General features: G+C 71.7%; 22 protein-coding genes. 8 read left to right on the forward strand and 14 right to left on the reverse strand.

Annotated features, from left to right (window positions below; translation table 11 throughout):
• Positions 1 to 26: 26 nt before the first annotated feature.
• A complete protein-coding gene (locus ACFSC0_RS07315; protein ID WP_377284343.1) occupies positions 27 to 1,964 on the reverse strand; it encodes a S9 family peptidase in 1,938 nt (645 codons plus the stop codon).
• Positions 1,965 to 2,049: 85 nt separating this feature from the next.
• Here ACFSC0_RS07315 and ACFSC0_RS07320 point away from each other — a divergent pair, with 85 nt between their 5' ends.
• On the forward strand, positions 2,050 to 3,636 hold the full coding sequence (locus tag ACFSC0_RS07320) for a TonB family protein (RefSeq protein WP_377284344.1): 1,587 nt from the start codon (positions 2,050 to 2,052) through the stop codon (positions 3,634 to 3,636).
• Between the two features lie 4 nt (positions 3,637 to 3,640).
• Here the strand turns inward: ACFSC0_RS07320 and dnaN are convergent, their stop codons facing one another.
• The 3 genes from dnaN to hrcA form a co-directional block, all read right to left on the reverse strand.
• A complete protein-coding gene (gene dnaN / locus ACFSC0_RS07325; protein ID WP_377284345.1) occupies positions 3,641 to 4,759 on the reverse strand; it encodes a DNA polymerase III subunit beta in 1,119 nt (372 codons plus the stop codon).
• A gap of 239 nt (positions 4,760 to 4,998) precedes the next feature.
• Positions 4,999 to 5,628 (reverse strand): nucleotide exchange factor GrpE, encoded by a 630-nt coding sequence (grpE, locus tag ACFSC0_RS07330; protein ID WP_377284346.1) that lies wholly within the window; start codon positions 5,626 to 5,628, stop codon positions 4,999 to 5,001.
• 9 nt (positions 5,629 to 5,637) lie between these two features.
• Positions 5,638 to 6,714, reverse strand: coding sequence for a heat-inducible transcriptional repressor HrcA (gene hrcA, locus ACFSC0_RS07335; protein WP_377355174.1), 1,077 nt, complete (start codon positions 6,712 to 6,714; stop codon positions 5,638 to 5,640).
• 96 nt (positions 6,715 to 6,810) lie between these two features.
• Here hrcA and rph point away from each other — a divergent pair, with 96 nt between their 5' ends.
• Entirely contained in the window at positions 6,811 to 7,527 is a 717-nt protein-coding gene (gene rph, locus ACFSC0_RS07340) for a ribonuclease PH (RefSeq protein WP_377284348.1), read from the forward strand.
• A 407-nt stretch (positions 7,528 to 7,934) separates the two neighbouring features.
• Here rph and ACFSC0_RS07345 read toward each other — a convergent pair whose 3' ends face one another.
• The gene (locus ACFSC0_RS07345) at positions 7,935 to 8,171 is read right to left on the reverse strand and encodes a helix-turn-helix domain-containing protein (protein ID WP_377284349.1); all 237 of its coding nucleotides are present in this window, start codon (positions 8,169 to 8,171) and stop codon (positions 7,935 to 7,937) included.
• 2 nt (positions 8,172 to 8,173) lie between these two features.
• Positions 8,174 to 8,707 (reverse strand): DUF2975 domain-containing protein, encoded by a 534-nt coding sequence (locus ACFSC0_RS07350; protein ID WP_377284350.1) that lies wholly within the window; start codon positions 8,705 to 8,707, stop codon positions 8,174 to 8,176.
• A gap of 284 nt (positions 8,708 to 8,991) precedes the next feature.
• Between ACFSC0_RS07350 and rdgB the strand changes: the two genes are divergently transcribed.
• Together rdgB and hemW are read left to right on the forward strand one after the other, a co-directional pair.
• Positions 8,992 to 9,591, forward strand: coding sequence for an RdgB/HAM1 family non-canonical purine NTP pyrophosphatase (rdgB, locus tag ACFSC0_RS07355; protein WP_377284351.1), 600 nt, complete (start codon positions 8,992 to 8,994; stop codon positions 9,589 to 9,591).
• Complete coding sequence (gene hemW, locus ACFSC0_RS07360; RefSeq protein ID WP_377284352.1) at positions 9,588 to 10,742, forward strand: radical SAM family heme chaperone HemW; 1,155 nt, start codon at positions 9,588 to 9,590, stop codon at positions 10,740 to 10,742. The genes rdgB and hemW overlap by 4 nt, the downstream gene beginning before the upstream one ends.
• A gap of 115 nt (positions 10,743 to 10,857) precedes the next feature.
• Here hemW and ACFSC0_RS07365 read toward each other — a convergent pair whose 3' ends face one another.
• The 4 genes from ACFSC0_RS07365 to ACFSC0_RS07380 form a co-directional block, all read right to left on the reverse strand.
• Positions 10,858 to 11,331: a universal stress protein gene (locus ACFSC0_RS07365; protein ID WP_377284353.1), complete on the reverse strand. Its 474-nt coding sequence runs from the start codon at positions 11,329 to 11,331 to the stop codon at positions 10,858 to 10,860.
• 66 nt (positions 11,332 to 11,397) lie between these two features.
• Positions 11,398 to 12,429, reverse strand: coding sequence for a tryptophan--tRNA ligase (gene trpS / locus ACFSC0_RS07370; RefSeq protein WP_377284354.1), 1,032 nt, complete (start codon positions 12,427 to 12,429; stop codon positions 11,398 to 11,400).
• A 134-nt stretch (positions 12,430 to 12,563) separates the two neighbouring features.
• On the reverse strand, positions 12,564 to 14,198 hold the full coding sequence (gene murJ, locus ACFSC0_RS07375) for a murein biosynthesis integral membrane protein MurJ (RefSeq protein ID WP_377355120.1): 1,635 nt from the start codon (positions 14,196 to 14,198) through the stop codon (positions 12,564 to 12,566).
• A 227-nt stretch (positions 14,199 to 14,425) separates the two neighbouring features.
• Positions 14,426 to 17,248, reverse strand: a complete 2,823-nt coding sequence (locus ACFSC0_RS07380; protein WP_377284356.1) for a [protein-PII] uridylyltransferase — start codon at positions 17,246 to 17,248, stop codon at positions 14,426 to 14,428.
• Between the two features lie 223 nt (positions 17,249 to 17,471).
• Between ACFSC0_RS07380 and ACFSC0_RS07385 the strand changes: the two genes are divergently transcribed.
• Positions 17,472 to 17,612 carry a hypothetical protein gene (locus ACFSC0_RS07385; protein ID WP_377284357.1) on the forward strand — a complete coding sequence of 47 codons (141 nt, stop codon included), beginning with the start codon at positions 17,472 to 17,474 and terminating at the stop codon, positions 17,610 to 17,612.
• 49 nt (positions 17,613 to 17,661) lie between these two features.
• On the opposite strand, the gene ACFSC0_RS07390 is transcribed toward ACFSC0_RS07385, so the two are convergent.
• Together ACFSC0_RS07390 and mutS are read right to left on the reverse strand one after the other, a co-directional pair.
• Positions 17,662 to 18,273, reverse strand: a complete 612-nt coding sequence (locus tag ACFSC0_RS07390) for an HAD family hydrolase (protein ID WP_377284358.1) — start codon at positions 18,271 to 18,273, stop codon at positions 17,662 to 17,664.
• Entirely contained in the window at positions 18,270 to 20,966 is a 2,697-nt protein-coding gene (mutS, locus tag ACFSC0_RS07395; RefSeq protein WP_377284359.1) for a DNA mismatch repair protein MutS, read from the reverse strand. The genes ACFSC0_RS07390 and mutS overlap by 4 nt, the downstream gene beginning before the upstream one ends.
• Before the next feature lie 303 nt (positions 20,967 to 21,269).
• Here mutS and ACFSC0_RS07400 point away from each other — a divergent pair, with 303 nt between their 5' ends.
• Entirely contained in the window at positions 21,270 to 21,791 is a 522-nt protein-coding gene (locus ACFSC0_RS07400; protein ID WP_377284360.1) for a GNAT family N-acetyltransferase, read from the forward strand.
• Here the strand turns inward: ACFSC0_RS07400 and ACFSC0_RS07405 are convergent.
• Both ACFSC0_RS07405 and ACFSC0_RS07410 read right to left on the reverse strand, forming a co-directional pair.
• Complete coding sequence (locus tag ACFSC0_RS07405) at positions 21,788 to 23,089, reverse strand: sensor histidine kinase (RefSeq protein WP_377284361.1); 1,302 nt, start codon at positions 23,087 to 23,089, stop codon at positions 21,788 to 21,790. The two genes, ACFSC0_RS07400 and ACFSC0_RS07405, sit on opposite strands and share 4 nt — an antisense overlap.
• Positions 23,079 to 23,624: a response regulator gene (locus ACFSC0_RS07410; protein WP_377284362.1), complete on the reverse strand. Its 546-nt coding sequence runs from the start codon at positions 23,622 to 23,624 to the stop codon at positions 23,079 to 23,081. The genes ACFSC0_RS07405 and ACFSC0_RS07410 overlap by 11 nt, the downstream gene beginning before the upstream one ends.
• 226 nt (positions 23,625 to 23,850) lie before the next feature.
• On the opposite strand from ACFSC0_RS07410, the gene ACFSC0_RS07415 reads away from it, so the two are divergent.
• Complete coding sequence (locus ACFSC0_RS07415) at positions 23,851 to 25,062, forward strand: efflux RND transporter periplasmic adaptor subunit (protein ID WP_377284363.1); 1,212 nt, start codon at positions 23,851 to 23,853, stop codon at positions 25,060 to 25,062.
• A gap of 10 nt (positions 25,063 to 25,072) precedes the next feature.
• The gene (locus tag ACFSC0_RS07420; RefSeq protein WP_377284364.1) at positions 25,073 to 25,753 is read left to right on the forward strand and encodes an ABC transporter ATP-binding protein; all 681 of its coding nucleotides are present in this window, start codon (positions 25,073 to 25,075) and stop codon (positions 25,751 to 25,753) included.
• Positions 25,754 to 25,755: the final 2 nt, after the last annotated feature.

Raw genomic sequence — 25,755 nt, forward strand, 5'->3', positions numbered from 1 at the left:
CCAGATGCGCCCCCGGAGGGGGAGCGCTACGGCAGCCCGAACACCTTCTTCAGGAACAGGGTCTCGGCTTCGCGCAGGGCGTCGCGGTTGTGCTTCTTGGCGAAGCCGTGGCCCTCGTCCTTGGCCATCATCCACCAGACCTCGCCGCCGTTCTCGCGCACCTTGCGGACGATCTGCTGGCCCTCGGTCCAGGGCACCCGCGGGTCGTTGTAGCCGGCGATGACGAACAGCGGCTTGTTCATCCGGTCGGTCAGGTGGATCGGCGAGATTTGGCGGAAGATGGCCTGCATCTTCGGGTCCCGCTCGTCGCCGTACTCGGCGCGGCGCAGGTCGCGCCGGTAGCCTTCGGTGTTCTTCAGGAAGGTCTCGAAGTCGGAGATGCCGACGCTGTCGATGGCGCCGGCGATGCGGTCGTTGTAGGCGGCCAGGCTCGCCAGCGTCATGAACCCGCCATAGGAGCCGCCGGTGACCACCACTCGGCTGGCGTCCAGGTCCGGCTGGGCCGCGATCCAGTCCAGGAGCGCGCCAATGTCCTTCACCGAGTCCTGGCGCTTCTCGCGGTTGTCGAGGGCGACGTAGGTCTTGCCGTACCCGGTTGAGCCGCGGACGTTGGGCGCGATCACCGCCGCCCCGAGCTCGTTCACCCAGTACTGGTAGGTGGGATTGAAGCCCGGCCGGTCCTGGCCTTCCGGTCCCCCGTGGATGGAGACGATCACCGGCGCCTTGCCGCCGCCCGCCGCCTTGGGCCGATAGACCCAGGCCGGGATCTGGCGCTTGTCGAACGAGCGGAAGCGGATCAGCGAGGGCTCGACCATCGCCGCGCGGTCCAGGCCGCCCAGCTCGCTCTCGGTCCAGCGGGTGAGGCGCGCCTGCGCCAGGTCCCACACGAAGACGTCCGCCGGCGAGGTGGACGTGTTGAGGCCGATGGCCAGCCGCTGTCCGTCGGGCGAGAAGCGCAAGGCGGTGAGCACGCCGGTGGGCAGCTGCGGCTGCGCCAGGTCCGCCCCGCCGCCGAGGGGAGCGAGCGTCACCTTGGAGCGGCCGTCCTCGTTGACCGAATAGGCCAGCAGCCGGCCGTCCTCCGAGAGGTCGAAGCCCTCGATGTCCCAGCCGCGCGCTTCGGCGATGGTGGTCTTGCGCCCGTCGGCCAGGTCGAAGCGGACCAGCCGGGCGAACTCGGAGCCCTCGTCCGAGATCATCAGCACCGCCCGCCCGTCGGCGGTGAACTCGCCGTCCGTGTAGGCGATCTCGGTCTTCGACGGATTGATCTCGGCGAGCGTGCCGCTCGCCAGGTCCAGGACGTAGCGTTTGGAGGACTGGACCGAGATGTAGCGGTCGAGCAGCAGCTTGGTCCCGTCCGGCGAGAAGGCCACCGGCGACATCGCGCCCGTCCCCTCGTGCGCCACGCGGCGGGTGGCGGGATCGCCCGCCTCCATCAGCATGATGTCGTAGTCGCCCGAGCCCGGCGTCACCCGGCTCCAGGCCAGGCGCCGCCCGTCCTTGGAGAAGACCAGCGCCAGGTTACGCGTCTTCGGTTCGGTGATCTGCACTTCGCCGCCCGCCAGGTCCGCGGCGTAGGCCTGGAAGTACTCGTCGCCGCCGGTGTCGCGGCTGAACACGTACCGCCCAGGCGCGCCCGGCTGGGCCACGGCGCCCGACACCGGCTCGTCGAAGAAGGTCAGCTGGGTGCGCGCGCCGAGCGGGGCCGAGACCCGGTGCAGCTGGTTGGTCTGGCCGAACCTCGTGGTGATCAGCATCGAGCCGTCCGCCAGCCAGTCCCGGAAGCCGGCGGAGCGGGCGTTCTGGTAGCGCCGGAGCCTTTCGCGCACCTCCGGCGGGGTCTCTGGCACGTTCTCCATCACCAGCGTCCCGACCTCACGGGTGGTGACGGCGGGTTGCGCGAGGGCCGGGGCGGCGAGGGTCGCTAGAGCAGCGGCGAGGGCGAGAGGAGCAAGCTTCATCATGCCTGAATACCGCCTCCCGGCCGCTTGCGCGACGGCAGGCTTGCCACCGCAGGCTGCACGGCTACGCTGTGGAGGGGGTGCTGGCATGCGTACATTTCTGTTCCTGGTTTCCGCGGGCCTCGTCGCAGCGTCCGCGGCGGCGGCGCAGCCTCGGGTCATCACCAATCCCGATTGGGCGGCGAAGCCCAACGCTGAGCTGATGGCCGACGCCTTCCCTACGGCGGCGCAGAAGCTTCTCATCCAGGGAGCGGCCACGGTCTCCTGCGTGGTGAGCGCCATGGGGTTGCTTGAGAAGTGCAGCGTGGTGAGCGAAGCCCCGGCCGGCCTTGGGTTCGGCGCGGGCGCCCTGCGACTGACCGAGCATTTCCGCATGAAGCCGAAGACGGTGAACGGAGAACCGGTCGCGGGCGGCACCGTCAGAATACCCATTCGTTTCACCCTGCCGCCGCCTGACGCCCCTCCGGCGAAACCGACCCCGGTCTCAGCCGCCAGACTGGAGGCCGCCAGATCGATGATGGGGCCAGCGGAAGAACACACCGCGATGTGGGTGAAGTGGGGTGAGGCCGAGGCGGCCGCGATGGCGAGCCAACAGCTTGATCCCGGGGTCCTCGCCGCCGCCAAGCAGGCGTTCACGAACGCCGCCCAGCGGTTCGCGCCCCAGTGGACGGAGGCGCAGATCGCCGAGCTCGCCGCCAGCTACGAAGAGCCTGAACTGCGGGGGCTGGCGAAGTTCGCCAAGACGTCCGCCGGCCGCGCCTGGCTCGAACTCGACGGTCTCCCGCTCGTCTCCTGGGGGGAGATCACTCAGGAGTACATTTCGCAGATCTCGCGACGAGCCCGGACCGACTACTGCTCCAGGTATCTCTGCGCGATCGACATGCTCGAGATCGACCCAGGCAAGTCAGACGCTCAGATCGTCGACCCCGCGTGGACCCAGCTCCCGAGCTTCGAGCATCTGGCTCTGGAGCAGCCTAAACTTGCGCTCATCCTGCAAATCGGCGGCTACGTGCGGCTTCAGTGCCGGATCGACGCGACGGGAACGCCCCAGAGCTGCGTGGTGCGTGGGGAAACGCCCCCGGGCCTTGGCTTTGGCGCGGCGGCCATGGAGCTCGCGCCCTATTTCAAGATCGATCAGGCGCTCCTTTCGCAAGGCGCCGCTCGCGAGACGGTGAGCTTCGTCATTCCATTCCCCGCCCAACCCCCAGCGCCATCTCCGCGCGCGACACCGGCAACGCTCCCCGACGGCATCCCGCTGGCCTTCGAGGTCGCCGAACTTGCGCTCGCCGGACGTGGCCTGGAGACCTGGATCGTGCAGCAAGCGACCACATTGCTCGATGCCGACGTCACACGAACCGGTCCGTCCCAACGTGCAGCGGCGCTCGACGCCGTGCGCGCGGCCGCCAGGGCGGAGTGGCCGCAAGTCGTCTCACGCGTGGCGCAGGCCTATGCCGCAAAGCTGAGCGCGGCGGACCTCCAGCAGGTCCGCGACTTCCTCCGGTCCCCCGAGGCTCGTATCGAGGGGGGATTGGATGCGACTCGCAGACGCGAGCAGATCACCGGCTACTATTCCGACCTCATCCGAATGGAAGCTGGGCGGTTGTTCTGCGAATCTCACGCCTGCACGCCCACCCAGCCAGCCCCCAGGTCCGGCGAGACGCGGCCGCCGGCCTAGCGGCCTAAACCCTGAGCGGCATCAGGACGTACTGGACGTCCGGATCGACCGGGTCGAGCACCAGGGCCGGGTCGTTGGGGCCGCCGAAGCGGAACTCGGCGGCCTCGCCGCTGATCTGGTCGGTGACGTCCAGCAGGTAGCGGGCGTTGAAGGAGAGCTCGAAGGGCTCGCCGGTGTAGTCGATCTCCAGCTCCTCGACCGCCTGGCCGGCTTCCATGTTGCGGACCGTCAGCACCACGCGGCCGGGCTCGATGGCCATGCGGACGGAGCGGCTCTTCTCGGCGGAGATGGTGGCGACCCGGTCGACGGCGGCGGCGAACAGCTTGTTGTCGACCATCATCACCCGGTTGTTGTCCTTGGGGATGACCCGGCCGTAGTCGGGGAAGGAGCCGTCGATCACCTTGGAGGTGAGGGCGGCGCGGCCGAACTCGAAGCGGACCTTCTGCGGGCTGACCTGCAGGTCGACGCTTTCGCCGGCGTCGTCCAGCAGCCGGCGGGCCTCGGCCACCGTCTTGCGCGGCACGATCACGCCGGGCGCGCCGGCCGTGCCCTCGGGCGCGGGCATCTCGGCCAGCGCCAGGCGGTGGCCGTCCGTGGCCACGGCGCGCAGCTTGGCGATGCCGTTGTCGTTGACCGTGTGGAGGTAGAGGCCGTTCAGGTAGTAGCGCGTCTCCTCGGTGGAGATGGCGAACCGGGTCTTGTCGATCAGCCGGATGAGCTCGTTCACGTCGACCCCGACCTGGCCGGAGAGACCATCGGAGCTCATCACCGGGAAGTCGCCGGCCGGCAGCACCGGCAGGTTGAACCGCGAGCGGCCGGCGGCGACCGTCAGGCGCGGATCCTCGCCGGTGAAGCTGAGGGTGACGTCCGCGCCCTCGGGCAGCTTGCGGACGATCTCGTAGAGGGTGTGGGCCGGGGCGGTGATCTGGCCGGGCTGGTCGACCTGGGCCATCGCCTCGTCGATGATCTCCATGTCGAGGTCCGTGGCCGAGAAGCTGAGCTTGTCGCGCTCGGCGCTGAGCAGCACGTTGGACAGGATCGGAATCGTGTTGCGTCGCTCCACGGCGCTCTGAACGTGGCCAAGGGCCTTCAAGAGCGCCGCTCGCTCGATCGTCAGCTTCATGTCTTCGTCCGCACTCCCGCGCAGCCGCTCTCGGCGCGCCAAACCCCCGACGTGGAAGGGACTTGCGACATTAGCTGAAAAGCGGGGCTGGGGAAGAGGGGGGCGGTGCAGTGCGGCAACGCGCGTGCACGCTGCGCGTGGGCCCCCTCCCCCAGAGGGGGAGGAGAATCGAGGTGGCGGCTCTGCTCTTCTCCTCCCCCTCTGGGGGGAGGGGGACCGCCGAAGGCGGTGGAGGGGGCTTACGCCCGCGTATCCACGCTGCCGCCGGCCTCGTCCTCGTCGTTGGCGGCGTAGGGCTGCTGGGCGCCGGCGGCGGGCGGCGGCGAGGCGGCCTGGCCCGAGCCCTTGGCGGCGACCACGACCATGGCCGGCCGGACGATGCGGCCGAACAGCTCGTATCCGGACTGCATGGTCTGGATGACGGCGCCGCCCGGCACGTCGTCGGCGGGCTGTTCCATCATCGCCTGGTGCAGGTGGGGGTCGAACTTCTCGCCGCGTTGCGGGTCGACCTTCTTCAGGCCATTGCGCTCGAAGGCGGCCTGCAGCTCCTTCTCGGTCATCTGCACGCCGACCACGAAGTTCTTCACGGCGGTCGGATCGGCGTCCTCGGTCGGCGCGGCGGCCATGGCGCGCGAGAGGTTGTCGGCGACGCCCAGCAGGTCGCGGGCGAACTTCTGGATCGCGTAGGCGCGCGCATCGTTGGCTTCGCGCTCGGCCCGGCGGCGGGTGTTCTCCGCCTCGGCGGCGTAGCGCATCGCCTGGTCCTTCAGGGCCGCGTTCTCGGCGCGCAGCGCCTCCAGCTCGTCGGCGGCGGCGTCGGCCAGCACCGGATCGATGTTCTCTTCGGCCGGCGTCGTTTCGTCGGTCATCGTCACCCTTTACAAGTTCATCACCTGGCCAAGCACGCGGGCGGTGTAGTCCACCAGCGGGATGACCCGGGCATAGTTCAAGCGGGCCGGCCCGATCACGCCGATCGCGCCCAACACCCGCTGGTCGCCCGTCATATAGGGTGCGGCGATCACGGCGGAACCGGACAATGAGAAGAGCTGGGTCTCGGCGCCGATGAAGATCCGCACGCCCTGGGCCTCGCGGACGTTGTCCAGAAGACCGATCAGCTGCTCCTTCTGTTCCAGGTCGTCGAACAGCATCCGCACCCGCTCGAGGTCGGCCAGCGCCTGGGGATCGCCCAGGAGATTGGCGCGGCCGCGCACGATCAGCGCCCGCTCGGCCGCATCGCCGCCGCCCCAGGCGGCCAGGCCGTCCTCCACCAGCCGGGCGGCGGTCTCGTCGAGCTGCTGGCGGGCGCGGTCCAGCTCGCCCCGCACCTCGGCGCGGGCCTCGCCCAGCGTCTTCCCGCGCAGCCGGGCGTTCAGGAAGTTGGAGGCCTCCTGCAGCGCCGAGGGGGTGACGCCGGCGGTCAGCCGCATCAGCCGGTTCTCCACCGCCCCGTCCTCGAAGACCATGATCGCCAGGGCCTGGTCGCCGCCGAGCGCCACGAACTCCACATGCTTGACCCCAGCGTCGCGCACCGGCGTGACGACGACGCCCGCCCCGCCGGCCAGGCCGGAGAGGATGGCGCTGGCCTCGTTCAGCGCCTCCTCGAGGTTGCGGCCGTGCGACCTGAGGCGCGCCTCGATGTCGCGCCGCTCGTCGGCTCCCACGTCGCCGACCTCGAGCAGGCCGTCGACGAACAGCCGAAGGCCCGCATGGGTGGGCAGCCGCCCGGCGCTGATGTGCGGCGCGCCGAGAAGGCCGAGCGCCGTGAGGTCCTGCATGGTGTTGCGGATCGAAGCGGGGGAGAGGTGGACGCCGCCGCGGGAGATGGTTCGCGAGCCGACGGGCTCGCCCGTCTCCAGATAGGTCTCGACGATCCGACGGAAGATATCGCGCGCCCGCTCGTCCAGTTCGGCCAACGAGGGCCCGCGGGAAAGCAGAGGGCTGGTCACTTCGGTTATGGTCGGTCCTGATCGCCCATGGACGAAACTCTTGTGAATTAGGATAAGCGCCCGCTTCCGCGGCGCAAGCCGCCGCCCGATGCGAGAGGTCCTTCCATGCGCCCATCCGAGCGCGCGCCTGACATGTTGCGCCCCGTGACGCTGGAAACCGGCGTCAACCGCTACGCCGAGGGCTCGTGCCTCGTCAGCTTCGGCCACACCAAGGTGCTGGTCACCGCCAGCGTCGACGAGACGGTGCCGGGCTTCCTGCGCGGGCGCGGCCAGGGCTGGGTGACGGCCGAGTACGGCATGCTGCCGAGGGCCACCCACACCCGCGGCCGGCGCGAGGCCGCCGAGGGCAAGCAGTCCGGCCGGACGCAGGAGATCCAGCGGCTGGTCGGGCGCTCGATGCGGGCGGTGGTGGACTTGAAGGCGCTGGGCGAGCGGCAGATCACCCTGGACTGCGACGTCGTCCAGGCGGACGGCGGCACGCGGACGGCGGCGATCACCGGCGCCTGGGTCGCGCTGCGGCTGGCGACGCGCTACCTGCTGGAAGAAGGGGTGATCGCCAAGGACCCGATCCTGGACCAGGTCGCGGCGGTGAGCTGCGGGATCTTCTCGGGGACCCCGGTGCTGGACCTCGACTACGAGGAGGACTCCACCGCCGAGGCGGACGCCAACTTCGTCCTCACGGGGACCGGCGACATCGTGGAGATCCAGGCCACGGGGGAGAAGCGCGGCTTCTCCCAGGCCGAGTTCGAGGCCCTGTTCTCCCTTGCGCGCAAGGGGATCGCGGACCTCTGCGATCTGCAAAGGCAGGCGGCGGGCGGCTAGAGCCCTTCCCATTCACGATGGATCATCGTGAGTGGACAGGAAGGGCTCTCATCAAAGGCGACGACCCTGTTCATCCCGATCGGCTCGAGCCGATCGGGACAGGGTCTGGCAGCCGCCCGCGCCCGATTTCCCGACCTTAGTAGGGCAGGAAGATGCCGCGCTGAGCGGCTTCCGGAAGACGAGCCAGTTCCTTGGCCAGAGGGGCCAGGAGGACTTCGATGGCGCGTTCAAAGGCGGCGAGCATGACGCTGATCCTTGTTCTCGTGCAAATATGTTGCGGCGCATATAGGCCTCGAAGGTAAACAATTCAAGGCGCATGGGTGCGGCGCACACGAAGGCGCGCGGCTGTTGTCGCGCTGCAACATCACGCGGCGGTGAGAATCTTCGCCGCAGTGCAAATCGGGGAGCTAGAAGGCCTCGTCGTCCGGCGCTTCGACGTAGCCCGGCTCGTACTGGAGGAGGTCGCCGGGCTGGCAGTCGAGCTCGCGGCACAGGGCGGCCAGGGTCGAGAAGCGGATCGCCCGCGCCTTGCCCGCCTTTAGAAGGGTGAGGTTCGCCTGGGTGATCCCGACCCGGTCGGCGAGCTCGGCCAGCGACATGCGCTTCTCGAACAGCACCTTGTCGAGGAGGATGCGGACGCCCATGGCTAGATGGTCAGCTCGGCTTCGCGGCGCAGCCGGGCGCCCTCGCGGAACACCTCGGCCAGGACGAAGACCACCAGCACCGAGAACCAGGCGGTCAGCGAGAAGCCGGAATCGATCTCCTGCTGGCCCGGCAGCAGCCAGGCCGAGAGGCCCCAGAAGGCGTACCGGCCAAGCTCCAGGCCGGCCAGCATCAGGCCGATGACCCGCAGCCGCGTGACGTTGTCGGGATGGAAGGGGTCCCCGGCGGTCAGGGTGGTGAAGATCTTCCTCACCCGCTCGACGATGACCAGCACCGCGGCGACGTAGAGCGTCCAGGCGATCAGGGGACCCACCACCAGGATGCCCCGATTGGAGATCTCCTCGCCGTTGGCCGAGCGGAACACCACGTCCGACAGGATCTCCGGGTTGAACGACAGCAGCACCGCCAGCAGGGTGATCAGCGCCAGGACGCCTAGGCCGATCCACAGCGCCACATAGACGACGTCGAGGATGGTCTTCAGGAAGCTCGACACCGAGCCCGGCCCCAGGGCGCGCATCTTCTCTCCGGTCATTCGCCAAGCGCGGCCACGGCGCGCGCGAAGCGGAAGGGTAGAGAAAGCTCAGGTGCATCGCCACTTCCTTCCTCCCTTGCGAAGCGCCCCCTCTCAGCCCGCTCATCCCGGCGAAGGCCGGGACCCAGATCCAATGCGCGAGCGGTGGCTGGATGGGCGCTGCGCCAGGTGGAGCCCGCTTCTGCGCCCGCCATTCTGGGTCCCGGCCTCCGCCGGGATGAGCGGTTTTGGTTGTGACGCGCCGCCCGCCCGGCGCTAGAACCCGCCCCATGCCCCTGACCCTGCCCACCGGCCAGAAGATCGTCGTCGCCACCCACAATCCGGGCAAGGCGCGCGAGCTGGCAGCGATCCTGGAGAACCGCTTCGAGCTGGTGACCGCCGGCGAGCTCGGCCTGCCCGAGCCCGACGAGACCGAGACCACCTTCGTCGGCAACGCCCTGATCAAGGCCAGGGCGGCGGCCGACGCCTCCGGGCTCGTGGCGCTGGCCGACGACTCGGGCCTGTCGGTGACCGCCCTGGGCGGCGCGCCGGGCGTCCACTCGGCGCGCTGGGCGGGGCCCACCAAAGATTTCGCGCTGGCCATGCGCAAGGTCGAGGAACGGCTGGAGGCGACCGAGGGCGAGGACCTCTCGGCCTGGTTCACCTGCGCGCTCGCCGTCGCCTGGCCGCAGGGGCCGGCGGTGGTGGTCGAGGGGCGGCTGGACGGGACGCTGGTGTTCCCGGCGCGCGGGACCCGCGGCTTCGGCTACGACCCGATCTTCCTGCCGCAGGGCCGGCGCGAGACGTTCGGCGAGATGGACCCCGCCGAAAAGGACGCCATGAGCCACCGCGCGCTCGCCTTCGAGAAGCTCAAGGCCGCCCTGCTGTGACCCCCGCCCCGCCGCTGGGGGTCTACATCCACTGGCCCTACTGCGCGCGCATCTGCCCCTACTGCGACTTCAACGTCTTCAAGGACCGCGGCCGCGAAGGCGAACAGGCCGCCCTGGCGGCCGCCATCGGCGAGGACCTGAAGGCCCAGGCGGCGCTGACCGGGCCGCGGGAGCTGGTCTCGGTGTTCTTCGGCGGCGGCACGCCCTCGCTGATGGACCCGCAGGCGGTCGCCGACCTGATCGCGCTGGCCCGCAGCCTGTGGACCCCGGCGCCCGATCTGGAGGTGAGCCTGGAGGCCAACCCCACCGACGCCGAGGCGGCGCGGTTCGAGGCGCTGGCCCAGGCCGGCGTCGGCCGCCTCTCTCTCGGGCTGCAGGCCCTGGACGACGACGCGCTCGCCTTCCTCGGCCGCAACCACGACGCGGCGGCCGGACGGCGGGCCGCCGAGGCCGCGGCGCGCGCCTTCCCGCGCCTGTCGCTCGACCTGATCTACGCGCGGCCCGACCAGACCGCCGCGGCCTGGCGAGCCGAGCTGCTCGAAGCGGTCGCGCTCGGCGCCGAGCACCTGTCCCCTTACCAGCTGACCATCGAGGCCGGCACGGCCTTCGACCGCGCCGTGCGCCGCGGCCGCTTCACCCCGCCCGACCCCGACCTCGCCGCCGAACTCTTCGAAACCACACAGGAGGTCCTGGAGGCCGCCGGCTTCACCGCCTACGAGGTCTCCAACCACGCCCGCGGCGAGGCCGCCCGCTCGCGCCACAACCTCGTCTACTGGCGAGGCTGGGACTATGTGGGCGCCGGCCCCGGAGCCCACGGCCGGATCGCCACCGAGGACGGCCGCGAGGCGACCCTCGCCCAGGCCAGGCCCGCCGACTACATCGCCGCCGTGCAGAAGACCGGACTGGGCTTCGCCAGCCGGGAGGCGCTCTCGCCCGTCGACGCGGCCGAGGAGCGGCTGCTGCTGGGCCTGAGGATCGCCGAGGGCGTGCCCTACTGCGAACTGGCGGCGCTGGAGCTCTCGCCTCGACACCCGCGGGTCGTTGAGCTCGCCGAGGCCGGCCTCATCGCCGACGACGACCCCGAACGCCTGCGCGCCACGCCCGCCGGGCGGCTGGTGCTCGACGCGCTGACGGCCAGGCTGGCGGGCTAAGCTCTCTCGTCATCCCGGACGGCCGCACGGCCGATCCGGGCTCCAGAGGTCCCCCGCCGCCGCTCGTCTCAGTCCCGGCACTGCGCGTCGCTTCGGCCGGGATGACGGGGAGGGTTTACGCCAGATCCTCGATCTCTTCGTCGGTCAGGTCGCCCGGCACCACCGTGACGGGGAGCTTGCGGGCGCCCCACCGCACGCCTTCCTTGGCGATCGAGGCGACCAGCGGGCCGGGGCCGCGGCCGCCGACGGCGGCGGCCAGCACCAGGATCTTGATGTCCGGGTCGTCGGCCACGACCTGGCGCAGGGCCGCGCGGGTGTTGTCGGCGTGCTTGATGATGAACTCGGGCGGATGGCCGGTCTCGGCGATCACGAACTCGGCCATCTTCTGCAGCACGGCCTCGGCTTCCTGGCGGGCCTGGCGCTCGATCTCCTCGCGCACGCCGCTCCAGTGCTCGAACACCGCCGGCTCGATGACCCGCAGCAGGGCCACGTGCCCGCCGGTCGAGCGAGCCCGGCGGCAGGCGAAGCGCAGCGCCGCCTGGAACTCAGGCGAATCGTCGGCGATCACCAGGAACTTGCGCTGCGTCATGGCGCCGGACGGTGAGCGAAGCCGCGCCGTTCGGCAAGGCTTCCCTCCCCCTCCGCGCGGAGAAGATCAGCCCCAGAAGCCGACGATCTTCTTCACCTCGGCGAGGACCGGCGCGGCCTCGTCGCGGGCCCGTTCGGCGCCGGCGGCGAAGATGCGGTCGATCTCGGCGGGGTCGGCGAGATAGCGCCGCATCGTGTCCGACACCGGACCGAGCACCGAGACCGCAAGGTCCGCGAGCGCGGGCTTGAAGGCGCCGAAGCCCTGGCCGGCGAACTCGGCCAGCACCTGCTCGGACGTCCGGCCCGAGAGCGCGGCGTAGATGCTGACGAGATTCTGGGCCTCGGGCCGGCCTTCCAGGTCCTCGAGCTTCTCCGGCAGCGGGTCCGGGTCGGTGCGGGCCTTGCGGATCTTCTGGGCGATGGCGTCGGCGTCGTCGGTGAGGTTCAGGCGCGAGTAGTCGGAGGGGTCCGACTTGCTCATCTTCACCTTGCCGTCCCGCAGCGACATGATCCGCGCGCCCGGCCCCTGGATCACCGGCTCCGGCAGCGGGAAGAAGCCCGGCACGCCGTAGTCGTGGTTGAACTTGCCGGCGATGTCGCGGGTCAGCTCCAGGTGCTGCTTCTGGTCGTCGCCGACGGGCACGTGGGTCGCCTTGTAGAGCAGGATGTCGGCCGCCTGCAGCACCGGGTAGGTGTAAAGGCCGACGCTCTCGCGCTCCTTGTGCTTGCCGGCCTTCTCCTTGAACTGGGTCATCCGGTCGAGCCAGCCGAGGCGGGCCGTGCAGTTGAAGATCCAGGCGAGCTGGGCGTGAGCCGGCACCGCCGACTGCGGGAAGATGGTGGCGACCTTCGGGTCGAGGCCGGCCGACAGGTAGGCGGCGGCGATCTCGCGGGTCTGGGCGGCGAGCTTCGCCGGCTCCTGCCACACCGTGATCGAGTGCATGTCGGCGACGAAGATGAAGGTCTCCATCTCGTGCTGCAGGCGGGCGAACTTCACCAGCGCGCCGAGATAGTTGCCCAGGTGCAGGGCCCCGGAGGACTGCACGCCGGAGATCACGCGCGTCGGCCCCGCATAGGGGGCGGGAGCTTGGTCGGTCATGGGATCAGGCTTCGCTTCGAAAGATCAGGTACGGGCGCGTCGCCGCGCAGGGCTGTAGGGGCGGCTTAGCCGCGGCGCCATCGCCAGCTGTTGACCGTACGAGCCATGACCGTGGTCCTATGCCGAACGGGCCGTCAGGACAAGTCCGCAGGCGGGGCGGCGGCGGCCTCGCCCTTGCGGCGCTTGAAGGCGGTGCGGGCCTCGGCGAGGGTCACGCCGCCGAAGGCGAACAGCAGCACTGCGTACAGCAGCGCGCCCAGGCCGCAGACGACGACCAGCGAAATCTCCTTGGCGCCGTGCTCCAGCACCGCGTGCAGCGGCGCTTCATAGACCGGCCGGAAGTAGGAGGCGGCGGCGAGGGCGAAGCCCATGATCACGCTGGCGGCGGTGATCCGCGCCATCTTCGACATGGCCTGCCTGGAGGGGCGGTAGACGTCCCGCCGCCAGAGCGCCGCCGCCATCTGCAGCACGCTGACCCAGGCGGCCGTGCTCGTGGCCACCGCGATGCCGGCCAGGCCGATCAGCGGGAACAGCGAGACCCCCAGGACGATGTTCACCGCCACCGAGATCAGGCTGTACTTCATCGGCGTCTTCGTATCGTCGCGGGCGAAGAAGGCCGGCTGCAGGATGCGCAGCAGCACGAAGGCAGGCACGCCCCAGCCGAAGTGGAGCAGCAGGGTCGCCGCGCCGGCCGAGTCGGCCGCCAGGAACTCACCGCGGGTGAACAGGCCGTCGATCAGGAAGAAGGGGATGGAGACGAGCGCCGCCGCGGCCGGCAGGCTTAGCGCCAGGGCGAACACCATCGCCAGGTCCATCGAGCCCTGCGCCTCGTCGTGGTCCTTGCGCTGCAGCGCCTGGGCGAGCCGGGGCAGCAGGGCGACGCCGATCGCCACGCCCACCAGGCTGAGCGGCAGCTGGTAGAGCCGCGCGGCGACCTCGTTCCAGGTGCGCCCGCCGGCCACCTGCGAGGCCAGGATGCCGGTGATGAAGATGTTCACCTGGGTGGCGCTCTGGGAGAGCGCGTTGGGCCCGCCGATGCGGATCAGCTGCTTCATCTCCGGCGTCAGGCGCGGGCGGACGATGCGGATCCGCGCACCGGTCTTACGGGCGAACCACCAGACGATGGAGGCCTGCAGCAGGCCCGCGACCAGCACCGAGATGGAGGCCGCGTAGGCCGCCGCCACCGGTTCCTTCTGGGGCAGGACGGCGGCGAGGTTGGCGATGTTGAGGATGGTCGGATAGAGGGCCGAGACGGCGAACCGGCCGCGCGCGTTCAGCACCGAGGCGAACAGCGAGGCGATCACGATGAACGGCAGGTACATCATCGTGATCTGGGTCAGCACGATCGCCAGCCGGAACTTGGCCGGCTCGTCCACGTAGCCCGGGTTAATGGCGTACATCAGCCACGGCATCGCCAGCATGCAGACCACCGCGATGACGATGGCGGCCGTGGCGACCGAGGCCAGGGCGTCGGAGGCGAAGCGGTCGGCGTCGGCCTCGTCGCCGGTCAGCTTGCGCGAGTAGCTCGGCACGAAGGCGGCCGTGAAGGCGCCCTCGGCGAGGATCCGCCGGAACAGGTTGGGGAAGGAGTTGGCGGTGTAGAAGGCGTCGGCGGCGATGGTCTGGCTGGCGCCCAGCACCGCGGTGATCACCGCATCGCGCGCAAAGCCGAGCACCCGGCTGACCATGGTCCCGCCGGCGAAGATGATCGACTGGAGCATCATTCCGCCGCGGCGGATGGGGCTCGGGCGGGCGGGGGCGTCTGTCACGGGCGGAATGTCTGCGCTGAGCCGGTTTCCCCGGTCAAGCGGGGCCGAGCGCCGATCGCGTCATGTCGCAGGGCGCGCCCGACAATACCCCGTTCGACCCGGCGAAGGCCGGGACCCAGATCCAAGCCGTTGGTGGTGGCTGGATCGGCGCTGCGCCAGGTGGAACCCGCTTCTGCGCCCGCCATTCCAAGTCCCGGCCTGCGCCGGGATGAGCGGATGATTAAGCACTACCGCGCCACGCTGGCCCGGGCCTTCTGCAGGTTCGGGCGGGGCTTGGCGGGGGAGGCTTCGCCTTCCTGCAGGGCCGAGAGGAGGCGGGCCTTCAGCGCGGTCATGCGGCGCGGGTCGCGCAGCTTCGCGCCGACCGCGTCGGTGACGTAGAAGGCGTCCACCGCCCGCTCGCCGTAGCTGTCGATGTGGGCCGAGACGATGGACAGGCCCGCATCGGAGATGGCCCGGGCCAGGGCGCCCAGGAGGCCCGGCCGGTCGCGGCCGGAGGCCTCGACCACCGTGGCGGTCTCCGAGGCCTCGTTGTCGAGCATGACCGTGGGCGTGATGGCGAAGGCGGCGGCGCGGCCGAAGTCGGCCAAGCGCCGGGGCTCGGTCTTGGTCGCCTCTCCCCGGGCGGCGGCCTCGAGGGACTCGGCGAGCCGGGCCAGGGACTTGGGGTTGTCGGCCCCGTAGGGCTGGCCGGAGACGTCCTGCACGTAGAAGACGTCCAGCGCCTGGCCGAGCCTGGAGGTGAACACCCGCGCGCCCAGCACGCTGGCCCCCGCGGCGGTGATGCAGGTGGCCAGATCGGCGAACAGCCGCGCCCGGTCGCGGGCGGCGACGACGATCTCGGCGGCGCCCTGGTCGGGGCGGACCCGGGCGTCGGCCGCCGCGCCCCGCTGCCGCTCGGCGCGGGCGGCCAGGGCGGCGTGGACCAGCATGTCGTCGTCGGTGAAGCCGGCGAAGTAGGCGTCCTCCATCGATCGCGCCCAGTCGGCCGTCTCCGGGGCGGCGGCGATCAGCCGCTCGCGCGCCGAGGCGGCCAGCACCTCGAAGTGGCGGCGCACCGAACTGGCCTCCGAGCCGCGGCCGCCGCGGAACACCGACTCGGTGGCATTGTAGAGCTCGCGCAGCAGCTGGCCCTTCCAGCCGTTCCATACGCCGGGGCCGACGGCGCGGATGTCGGCGACGGTCAGCACCAGCAGCAGGCGCAGCCGCTCGGGGCTCTGCACGATCCTGGCGAAGTCGGCGACGGTGCGCGGGTCGCTCACATCCCGCTTCTGGGCGTAGTCGCTCATCACCAGGTGGTGCTCGACCAGCCAGGCGACGAGCTCCACGCGGCGGCGGTCCAGGCCCAGCCGCTCGCAGGCGGTCCGCGCCGCCCGGGCGCCGGCGCGCTCCTGGCCGCCCTCCCCGCCCTTGCCGGTGTCGTGCAGCAGCATGGCCAGGAACAGGGCTTCCTTGTCGTGGATCAGCGGCATGATCGCCGTCGACAGGGGGTGGTCCTCGGCGAAGCGCCCGTTGGCGATGTCGTTGATCACCCCGACGGCCCGCAGGGTGTGCTCGTCCACCGTGTACGAGTGGTACATGTTGAACTGCATCTGGGCGACGATCCGGCCGAACTCCGGCACGAACCGGCCCAGGACGTTCGCCTCGGTCATCATGGTGAGCGTCCGCTGCGGGTCGCGGCTGCGGGCCAGGATGTCGAGGAACACCTTCGCCGCGGCCGGATCGCGCCGCACCTTGGCGCTGATCAGGCCGGAGAGCCGCGTGGCGGCGGTGAACGCGTCCGGGTGCAGGTCGAGGTTGCGCTGGTCGGCCAGCCGGAACAGCCGCAGCAGGTTGACGGGGTCCTGCTCGAAGGTCTGCGGCCCGTCGATGTTCAGCCGCCCGCCCTCCTCGTGGAAGCCTTCGTCCAGCTTCTTGCGCTTGGCCCGCGCGCCCGGCAGCAGGCGGGAGAAGCCCTTGGGCTCGGACTTGACGCGCTCGGACTCCAGCTTGGCGGCGAACACCCGCGTCAGCGCGCCCACTTCCTTGGCGATCAGGAAGTAGCGGCGCATGAACCGCTCCACCGCCGGCGCATCGCCCCGGTCGCCGTAGCCCATTCGTCGGGCGAGCTCCGGCTGCAGGTCGAAGGTCAGCCGTTCCTCGGGACGGCCGGTGGCGAAATGCAGGTGGCAGCGGACCGCCCACAGGAAATCGAAGGCGCGGATGAAGGCGGTGATCTCGCGCCGCTCGAACATCTCCAGCTGGAGGACGCCCTCGACGTGCTCGGCATCGGCCGGGTGCAGGTACTGGCCGATCCAGAACAAGGTGTTGAGGTCGCGAAGGCCGCCCTTGCCCTCCTTCACGTTCGGCTCGACCATGTAGCGCGAAGCGCCGGCCCGGGCGTGGCGGTCGTCACGCTCCTTCAGCTTGGCGGCGACGAAGGGGGCGCCGGTGCCCTTGACCACCTCGGCGCGGAAGCGGCGCTTCAGCTCCTCCGCCAGCGCCTCGTCGCCGGTCAGCCGACGGCTCTCCAGCAGCGCCGTGCGGATGGTGAAGTCCTCGCGGGCGAGCTTGATGCACTCCTCGATGGTCCGCGAGGCGTGGCCGACTTTGAAGCCCAGGTCCCAGAGGGCGTAGAGCATGTACTCGATCACCTGCTCCACGTGGGCGGTCTGCTTGTAGGGGCGCAGGAAGAGCAGATCGATGTCGGAGAACGGCGCCAGCGTGCCGCGCCCGTAGCCGCCGACCGCCATCAGCGCCAGCCGCTCGCCCTCGGTGGGATTGCGGGCGCGGAAGACGTGGACGGTGGTGAAGTCGTAGAGGGCGGTGATCACCTCGTCGGTGACGCCGGAGAGGAGGCGGGCGGTCTCGATCCCGCCGGCCCCGGCCTCCAGCCGCTCCTTGGCGATCATCCGGCCGCGGAACAGCGCCGACTTCAGGATCTCCAGCGCGCGGCGGCGCTGCTCGGCCTCGTCGCCGATGGCCTCCAGGGCCGCGGCCGAGAGCTGGGAGCGCAGCTTCACCCCGTCGACGACGTACTCGAGGCGGGTGGGACGCAGGCGGGGCGGCATGGGCGGCTTTCGGACTGGGACGCTTGGCGAAAGATATAGGCGAAGGCGGCGGGCCGCGTCAGGCCGCGCCCATGGTAAACCCCGCGCCCGATGGCGCGCGACCGCTAGGCCACGGAATTCGCCACGAAATGACCTTGGGTGTTAACCGCCCTTAAGCCTGCCGATTCACCAGCATCTCACCTGCGGCGCATAACTTCGGGGCATACGCGAAGGGTGGCTCTCCATGCCCAGGTTCGAGCTTTACGAGAAGGCCGACTCCCGACGGACCCGCTCCGGGTCCAGCGGCGCGCGCATGTTCGCCCTCCTGCTGCTGCTCTGGGCCGCGATCCTGCTCTGGGCCAGCCAGGTGGTGTTCGGGCTTTAGGCCGGCGGCCCAAGACAATCCGATCCGGAAGGTCTGTGCGGCCAGTCCGTCACAGCCGCACCGCGGCCTTCCCCAGCACCTCGTCCAGCGTCTCCGTCCCGTCCCACAGCACCGCGGCCCAGCCGGCGGCGCGCGCGGACTCCACGTTGCGCGGGGAGTCGTCGATGAGCAGCAGGTCGGCGGGCGCGTAGCCGGTGCGCTGCTGGACGGCGGCCCAGAAGGCGGGGTCGGGCTTGGCGCAGCCGAGGTCGGCGGCGTAGTGGATGGCGTCGAAGCGGGCCTTGAGGGCGAGCTTTTCCCAGAGGTGGCGGGCCCGGTGGTGCTCCTGGACGGTGGCCAGGTGCAGGGCGTAGCCGGCGGCGCGCCAGGGCGCGAGCGCCTCCAGCAGCGCGTGGTTCAGCCGGCCGTCCTTCTCGAACCAGTAGTCGACCAGCGCCTGGGCGGTGACGTGCGGGGCGAATTCGGCCAGGGCCGGCGCCAGCCTGTCGAACAGGTCGGCGCGGCCGTGGACGATGTCGTGGAAGTGGGCGCGGAAGAACTTCTCCTGCAGCGCCTGCGGGCTGATCCCCAGGTCCGCCTCGATGTCGGCGTCCCAGCGGCGGCCGTCCGGGGCGTGGACGACGACGCCGTCCACGTCGACCATCAGGCAGCGTGGGCTCACGCCAGCAGGCCCTTCAGGCGGTAGAGGGCCTCCAGCGCCTCGCGCGGGCTCATCCCGTCGACGTCGAGGCCGGCCAGCGTCTCCTCCACCAGCGAGGGGCCGGTACGCTCCTCCGCCGGCACCGCGGCGGCGAACAGCGGCAGGTCCTCCAGGTGGGCCGGGGCGCCGGCCTCGCGCTCCAGCCGCTCCAGCACCTGGCGGGCGCGGGCGACGACGGGGGCGGGCACCCCGGCCAGCTTGGCCACCTGCACCCCGTAGGAGCGGTCGGCGGGCCCCGGGCCGGCCTCGTGCAGGAAGATCAGGTCGCCGTTCCACTCCTTGGCCTTGAGCGAGAGGTTGGCGACGTGCGCCAGGCGCCCGTCCAGCACCGCCAGTTCGTGGTAGTGGGTCGCGAACAGGGCCCGGCAGCGGTTGGTCTCGTGCAGCGCCTCGGCGCAGGCCCAGGCGATGGCCAGGCCGTCGTAGGTCGCCGTCCCCCGCCCGATCTCGTCGAGGATGACCAGCGAGCGCGGCGTCGCCTGGGTCAGGATGGCGGCGGTCTCGACCATCTCCAGCATGAAGGTGGAGCGGCCGCGGGCCAGGTCGTCGCCGGCGCCCACGCGGCTGAACAGCCGGTCGACGACGCCGAGGCGGAGCTTCGCCGCCGGCACGAAGCAGCCGGCTTGGGCGAGCACCGCCAGGATCGCATTCTGGCGCAGGAAGGTCGACTTGCCGGCCATGTTCGGGCCGGTGACGATGGCCAGGCGCGGCCCGCCCGCGCCGGTCCCGTCCAGGCGGCAGTCGTTGGGGGTGAAGGCCTCGCCAGCCCGGCGCACCGCGGCCTCCACCACCGGATGGCGGGCGGCCTGCGCCTCGAAGGCGGTGGAGCGGTCGACGACCGGACGGGTGGCGCCCACGTCCTCGGCCCATTCGGCCAGGCCGGCGGCGACGTCCAGGCGGGCGAACCCCTCGGCGGCGGCCTGCACCTGGGCGGCGACGGCGCAGGCGGCCTCGCGCCAGGCCTCGAAGGTCTCCAGCTCGATGGCCAGCGCCCGCTCGGCGGCCTGGGCGATGCGGGCGTCGAGTTCGGCGAGCTCCACGGTGGTGAAGCGGACCTGGTTGGCCAGGGTCTGGCGGTGGATGAAGGTCGCGTTCAGCGGCGGCTTCATCAACGGCTCGGCGGCCTTGGCGCTGGCCTCGACGAAATAGCCGAGCACGGCGTTGTGGCGGATCCGCAGCGAGACGCCGCTCTCGGCCGCCAGCTGGGCCTCCAGGGCGGCGACCACCTTGCGGGAGTCGTCGCGCAGCGCGCGGGCCTGGTCGAGCTCGGGCCGCACGCCGGGTGCGACGAAGCCGCCGTCGCGGGCGAGCGTCGGCAGCTCTTCGCCGAGGCCGGCCTCGAGCAGCGCCTTCAGCTGGGCGAGCTCGGGCGCGCGGGCCGGGTCCAGCGCGGCCAGAGCGCTGGCCAGCTCGGCGGGCGGCGGGTTCAAGGCGTCCGGATCGGCGGCGAACAAGGCCACCGCCGCCTCGCCGGCGATGAGGCCGTCGCGCAGGCAGCCGAGGTCGCGCGGGCCGCCGCGGCCGAGCGCCAGGCGCGACAGCGCCCGGGCCATGTCGCCCAGGCCCTTCAGCCGCTCGCGCAGCCGCTGGCGCAGCGGCCGGTGCTCGCAGAGCCAGGCGATGGCGTCGAGCCGGGCGTCGATGGCGGCCGGGTCGAGCAGCGGGCGGGCGAGGCGCGCGGCCAGCAGGCGCGCCCCGGCGGCGGTCACCGTGCGGTCGACGGCGCCCAGGAGGCTGCCGTCGCGGGCGCCGGAGAGGCTCTTTTCGATCTCCAGGCTCGCCCGGGTCGCCGGGTCGATGGCCATGACGTCGGCTTCGCCCGCCCGGCGGGGCGCGGTGAGCGCCGGCATGCGCCCGGCCTGGGTGGTCTCCAGATGGGCGGCGATGAGGCCGAGGGCGGCGACTTCCGCGCCCGAGAGCTGCCCGAAGCCGTCCAGGGTCTCGACGCCGTAGAGCCGCTTCAGGCGGGCTTCCGAGGCCGCGGGCTCGGCCAGCGCCGAGGGCAGCGGCTGGACGAAGCCGCCGCCGGCCTTCAAGGCCGCGCTGACCGTCTCGTCCGAGAACAACCGGTCGGGGACCAGGATCTCGGAGGGGCCGAGGGCGGCGAGGGCCGAGGCCAGGCCGTCGCGGCCGGTCGCCAGACATTCCACCTCGCCGGTGGAGATCTCGACGCTGGCCACCGCCGCCTGGCCGGCGCGAACCGCCACGGCGGCGAGCCGGTTGGCGCCGCGGGCGTCGAGCAGGCCGTCCTCGGTGAGGGTCCCGGGCGTCACCACCCGCACGATGTCGCGCCGGACCACCGCCTTGGAGCCGCGCTTCTTCGCCTCGGCGGGGTCCTCCATCTGCTCGCAGACGGCGACCTTGAAGCCGGCGCGGATCAGCTTGGCGAGATAGGCCTCGGCCGCGTGCACCGGCACCCCGGCCATCGGGATTGGCGCGCCGCCGTGCTGGCCGCGGGCGGTGAGGGTGATGCCGAGGGCCGCCGCCGCCTTCTGGGCGTCCTCGAAGAAAAGCTCGTAGAAGTCGCCCATGCGGAAGAAGACCAGGGCGTCGGGCTGGCGCGCCTTGGCTTCGAAGAACTGGGCCATCACGGGGCTGGCCGCCGCCGCAGTGGCGAGCGCGGCCTCGGGGGTTTGCGGAGCGGCGGCGTTCATGCCCGGCGGAAGCTAGCGGCGCCCGCCCGCCCCGTCAGCCCCGCCAGGCCGCCCCTGCGACCATCGGCAAGGAGTTGTTAACAGGTTCGAGCCGCGGGGGCGCCGCGCGGTGACTGGTTGCCGCTGCAGGCGGCTACCTGTCACCCATTCCGGTGCGGGGCGACAGGTAGCGCCGGGGCCGGCGCAACCCGTCACCAACGAAAAGGGCGCCGAAAAAAGCGGCAGGGGCGGATTGAGCCGCCCGGCCCCCTTGAACGTTGTCCCGAACGCGCCAAGCTCTTCTTCTGAAAGGCGGTTCGTCAATTGTCGTACTTCATCGTCCCCGCCGGCCCCTCCGACGCTCGCGACATCGCCCGGGTGCACGTGAGGTCCTGGCGCGAGACCTACCCGGGCCTGCTGCCGGCCCAGTTCCTGGCGGCGATGAACGAGGACGTGCACGCCCGCCGCTGGCGCGTGGCCCTGATGGAGCCCGGCCCCGACGACGTGGTGCTGCTGGCCGAGGGGCGCGACGGGATCGTCGGCTACTGCTCGGCCGGCCCCTCCCGCTTCCGGCTGCCGGGCGAGGCCGAGATCGCCACCCTCTACGTTCTGCGCAAGGCCCAGGGCGAAGGCCTCGGCCGTCGCCTGGTGCAGGACGCCGCCCGCGCGCTCGCCGCCCACGACGCCAAGAGCCTCGTGATCTCGGTGCTGGAGGACAATCTCAAGGCCCGGGCCTTCTACGAACACCTGGGCGGCCGCGCCGAAGAGCCCAGGGCCGACCGCGGGCCGGGCGGCCTGGTTTACGAGGTCGACTACCGCTGGCCGGACATCGCGGCGCTGACCTAGTCCTTCGCCAGCGTCAGGGTGAAGCGTGCGCCGGGGCGGCCCGGCGCGTAGTCCAGCCTTCCCCGATGGGCCAGGGCGATCTGGCGGGCGAGCGAGAGGCCGACGCCCGAGCCGCCCGGCTTGGTGGTGAAGAAGGGGGTGAAGGCGCGCTCCAGGTCGTGCGGCGTGAGGCCGGGGCCGGTGTCCTCGATGACGATGGCGACGGCCTCGCCGGCGTCGGCGCAGCTCAGCCGGACCGCGGCCCCGGGCGAGCCGCGCGCCGCCTCGAGTCCATTCTTCAGGAGATTGATCAGCGCCTGCTCCAGCAGGTCCGGGTCGGCCTGCACGGCCAGCCCGGCCTCGGGGGCGGCGACGGCGTAGGCCACGCCCGCCGCCCGCATCTGGGGCGACATCAGCCGGTCGACGCGCCCGACCAGCTCCGACAGCGGCACGCGGACCTTGGCGGCCGGCGGCAGGTCGGCGAGCCGGCGGTAGCGGTCGACGAAGCTCATCAGCCCTTCGCCGCGGCGGGCGATGACCTCCAGCGCCTCGGCCGCCTCGGGGTCGGCCGCGCGCGCCGCCAGGCTCTCGGCGAGCGAGCAGATCGGCGTCAGCGAATTCATCATCTCGTGCGAGAGGATGCGCACCAGGTCGTGCCAGGCGTTGAGCTCCACCGCGTCCAGGTCGCCGGCCAGGCTCTGCAGGGCGATCAGCCGCCGCACGCCGCCCTCGGCGGCGAAGCCGGCGGTGGAGGCCAGCATCCGGGCGCCGTCGCCGAGGGTGACGATCTCGCGCGAACCCGGCGCGGCGGAGGCCAGCAGACCCGCGGCCGGCCCCAGCGCGGGCAGCGCCGCCAGCGGCCCGGACGCCTCGCCCAGCCGCCGCCGCGCCGCCCGGTTGGCGAACTCCACATGGCCGGCCGGATCCAGCACCAGGACGGCGGCCTGGACATTGTCGACCAGCGCCTGGAGGTAGTCGATCCGCCGCTGGCGCTCGGCCCGGGTCCGGTCGAGCGTGGCCAGGGCCCGGGCGATGGCCGCATCGAGCCGGCGCACGCCGGCCCCGCCGCCGGTCGGCCGCTCGTAGCCTTCGGCCAGCAGGCCGTCGACGAACTGGGCCATCAGCCGGTCGGCGGCGCCGATGCTGCGGGCCAGATCCAGGCCCACCAACAGCGCCAGCCCGAGCAGGACCAGGGCGGTGGCGTAAAGCTGCCGGCTCTGGGCCAGGTAGAGGGCGGCGAAGGCGAGCGCGCCGATGCCGGCCGCCCGCAGGGTGACGCCGGCGGCGAACCCGGCCGGGCCCCTGGCGCTAAAGTCCATGCCGCTCCATCCGCCGGTAGAGGGCCGGCCGGGTCAGGCCGAGCGCCTGGGCCGCATGCGAGATGTTGCCGTCGTAGGCCTTCAGCGCCCGCTCGATCGCCCGCTTCTCCAGTTCGTCGAGGCTGAGCTCGCCCTGGGCCCGGCGCTCGGCGGTCAGCTCGGCCGCGCCGCGCACCGCGGCGGCGAGCTCGGCGTTGCGCCAGGGCTTCATCACGAAGTCGGCGGCGCCGCGCTTCAGCCCCTGCACGGCCAGCGACACGCCCCCGTAGGTGGTCATCAGCACCACGCCCAGCGCCGGATCGGCCGTCTGCAGCCGCGACAGGCCCGCCAGACCCTCCTCGCCGCTGCGCGCGCCGGCCGCGAAGTTCATGTCCAGCAGGGCGGCGGCGAACGGGCGGGCCTGCACCATCGCCTCCAGCGCTTCGGGCGAGGCGGCCGCATCGACGGCGAAACCCTCGCCCCCCAGCGCCAGGCTGGCGGCCTTCAGCACATCGGGATCGTCGTCGACGACCAGGACGGCGGGGCGATCGGTCATGGGCGCCAACTCTAGGGCGTACGGCCCGATCCACAAAACGCCGCCCGCAGCTGTCCGATTCCGGACACCGTCGCCGGCGGGGCGCAGCGGTCGCCGCGATAACCTGCTGACTCTGCTGCGTTTCTCTTTCCCGCGGCCTCGCCGGATACTGGCGTTCGAGGAGGACGCGATGAGCGCCGTGATGGACCGCCCGGTTGAGCGACCGCGCTGGAGGCGCCGCAGGCCGATGTTGGCCGGCGGGATCGCCGCGGCCCTGGCGCTGGTCGCCGGCGGCGCGGGGCTGGTGGCGAACCTCAAGCCCGGCGTGCGCGTGCCGTCCGAGACGGTCACGGTCGCCGAGGTCCGGCGCGGCGTCTTCCGGGATGTGACGGCGTTCCGCGGCAAGGTCGCGCCCAAGGATGTGGTCTATCTCGACGTCCTGGAAGGCGGACAGGTGGAACAGGTGCTGGCGCGGTCCGGCGACGTGGTCGCCGCCGGCCAGCCGATCGTCCGTTTCCGCAACACCGCCCTCGAGCTGGAGGTGCTGGACCGGGAAGGCCGGCTGGTGGAGTCGATCACCCAGCTGCAGGCCTACGAGCGCCAGCTGGAGGACGCGCGGGTGGCCGGCGACAAGGCGGCCGCGCGCATCGAATACGACATCGTGCGGCTGTCGGCGCAGCTGAAGAGGCGCGAGAGCCTCGCCGCCAAGGGGTTCGTCAGCCGCGAGCAGCACGAGGCCGTACGCGACGAGCTCACCTACGCCCAGAAACTGAAGCCGCTGCAGGCGGCGGCCAACGCCGACCAGGTCCGGCTCATGCGCCGCCAGCTGCCGCAGATCCAGGCCGAGCTCGCCAGCCTGCAGGAGAGCCTGAAGATCACCCGCTCCAAGCTCGACCAGCTGCTGCTGCGCGCTCCGGTGGCCGGGCGCCTGGCGGACGCTGAGCTGACCGTCGGCCAGATCGTGAACCGCGGCGCGCGCGTGGGCCAGGTCGTCCCCGACACCGGCTTCAAGGTCGAGGCCCAGATCGACGAATTCTACCTGGACCGCGTCCGCGTGGGTCAGGCCGGCCAGGTGGAGATCGCCGGCCGGCCCTGGAAGCTGAAGGTCACGCGGGTCAACCCACAGGTGAAGGACTCCGTCTTCTTCGTCGAGCTGGCCTTCGACGGCTCGACGCCGCCGGGGCTGCTGTCCGGCCAGGCGCTCGACGGGCGCCTGTTCCTGGGGGCCGACGCGCCGGGGCTCGTGCTGCCGGCCGGGGCCTTCCTCGAGCGCACCGGCGGCGCGTGGGTGATGGTCGTGGCGCCGGACGGACGCTCGGCCGAGCGCCGCCAGGTCGAGATCGGCCGCCGCAACACCGACGAGGTGGAAGTCCTCTCCGGGCTCAGAGCCGGCGAGCGGGTCATCACCTCCGACTACACCGCATTCGAAAAGGCCGGGCGGGTCAGCCTGACCCGATAGGAGGGGCGCAATGCTCAAGCTCGACACCGTCAGCAAGATCTACCGCACGAGCGAGGTGGAGACTGTGGCGCTCAACGAGGTCTCCCTGGAGATCGGCGCCGGCGAGTTCGTCGCCGTCACCGGACCCTCCGGCTGCGGCAAGTCCACGCTGCTCAACGTGCTGGGCCTGATCGACACGCCCACCAGCGGCGCCTACTGGTTCTTCGGCGAGGACGTCGCACGCGCCTCGGAGGCGGCGTTGACCAAGCTGCGGCGCGCCGCCGTGGGCTTCGTGTTCCAGAGCTTCAACCTGATCGAGGACCTGACCGTCTTCGAGAACGTCGAGGTCGCGCTGCTCTACCGCGGGGTCAGCGGCGCCGAGCGCAGGCGTCGCGTCGCCCAGGCGCTGGAGCGGGTCGGGATGGCGCACCGGGCCCGCCACCGGCCGCAGCAGCTCTCCGGCGGGCAGCAGCAGCGGGTGGCCGTCGCCCGCGCCCTGGTCTCCGAGCCCAAGGTCATCCTCGCCGACGAGCCCACCGGCAACCTCGACACGGCGAACGGCGAGGCGGTGATGACGCTGCTGACCGATGCGGCTCTGGCCGGAGTCTCGGTGGTGATGGTGACCCACTCCCTCGCCCACGCGGCCCGGGCCCAGCGGACGATCCGCCTGCTGGACGGTCGCGTCGTCTCAGAAACCCTGCTGGCGGCGTGACG

Origin of the sequence: Phenylobacterium terrae (genome assembly GCF_042681205.1) — a bacterium.
GTDB lineage: Bacteria > Pseudomonadota > Alphaproteobacteria > Caulobacterales > Caulobacteraceae > Phenylobacterium > Phenylobacterium terrae.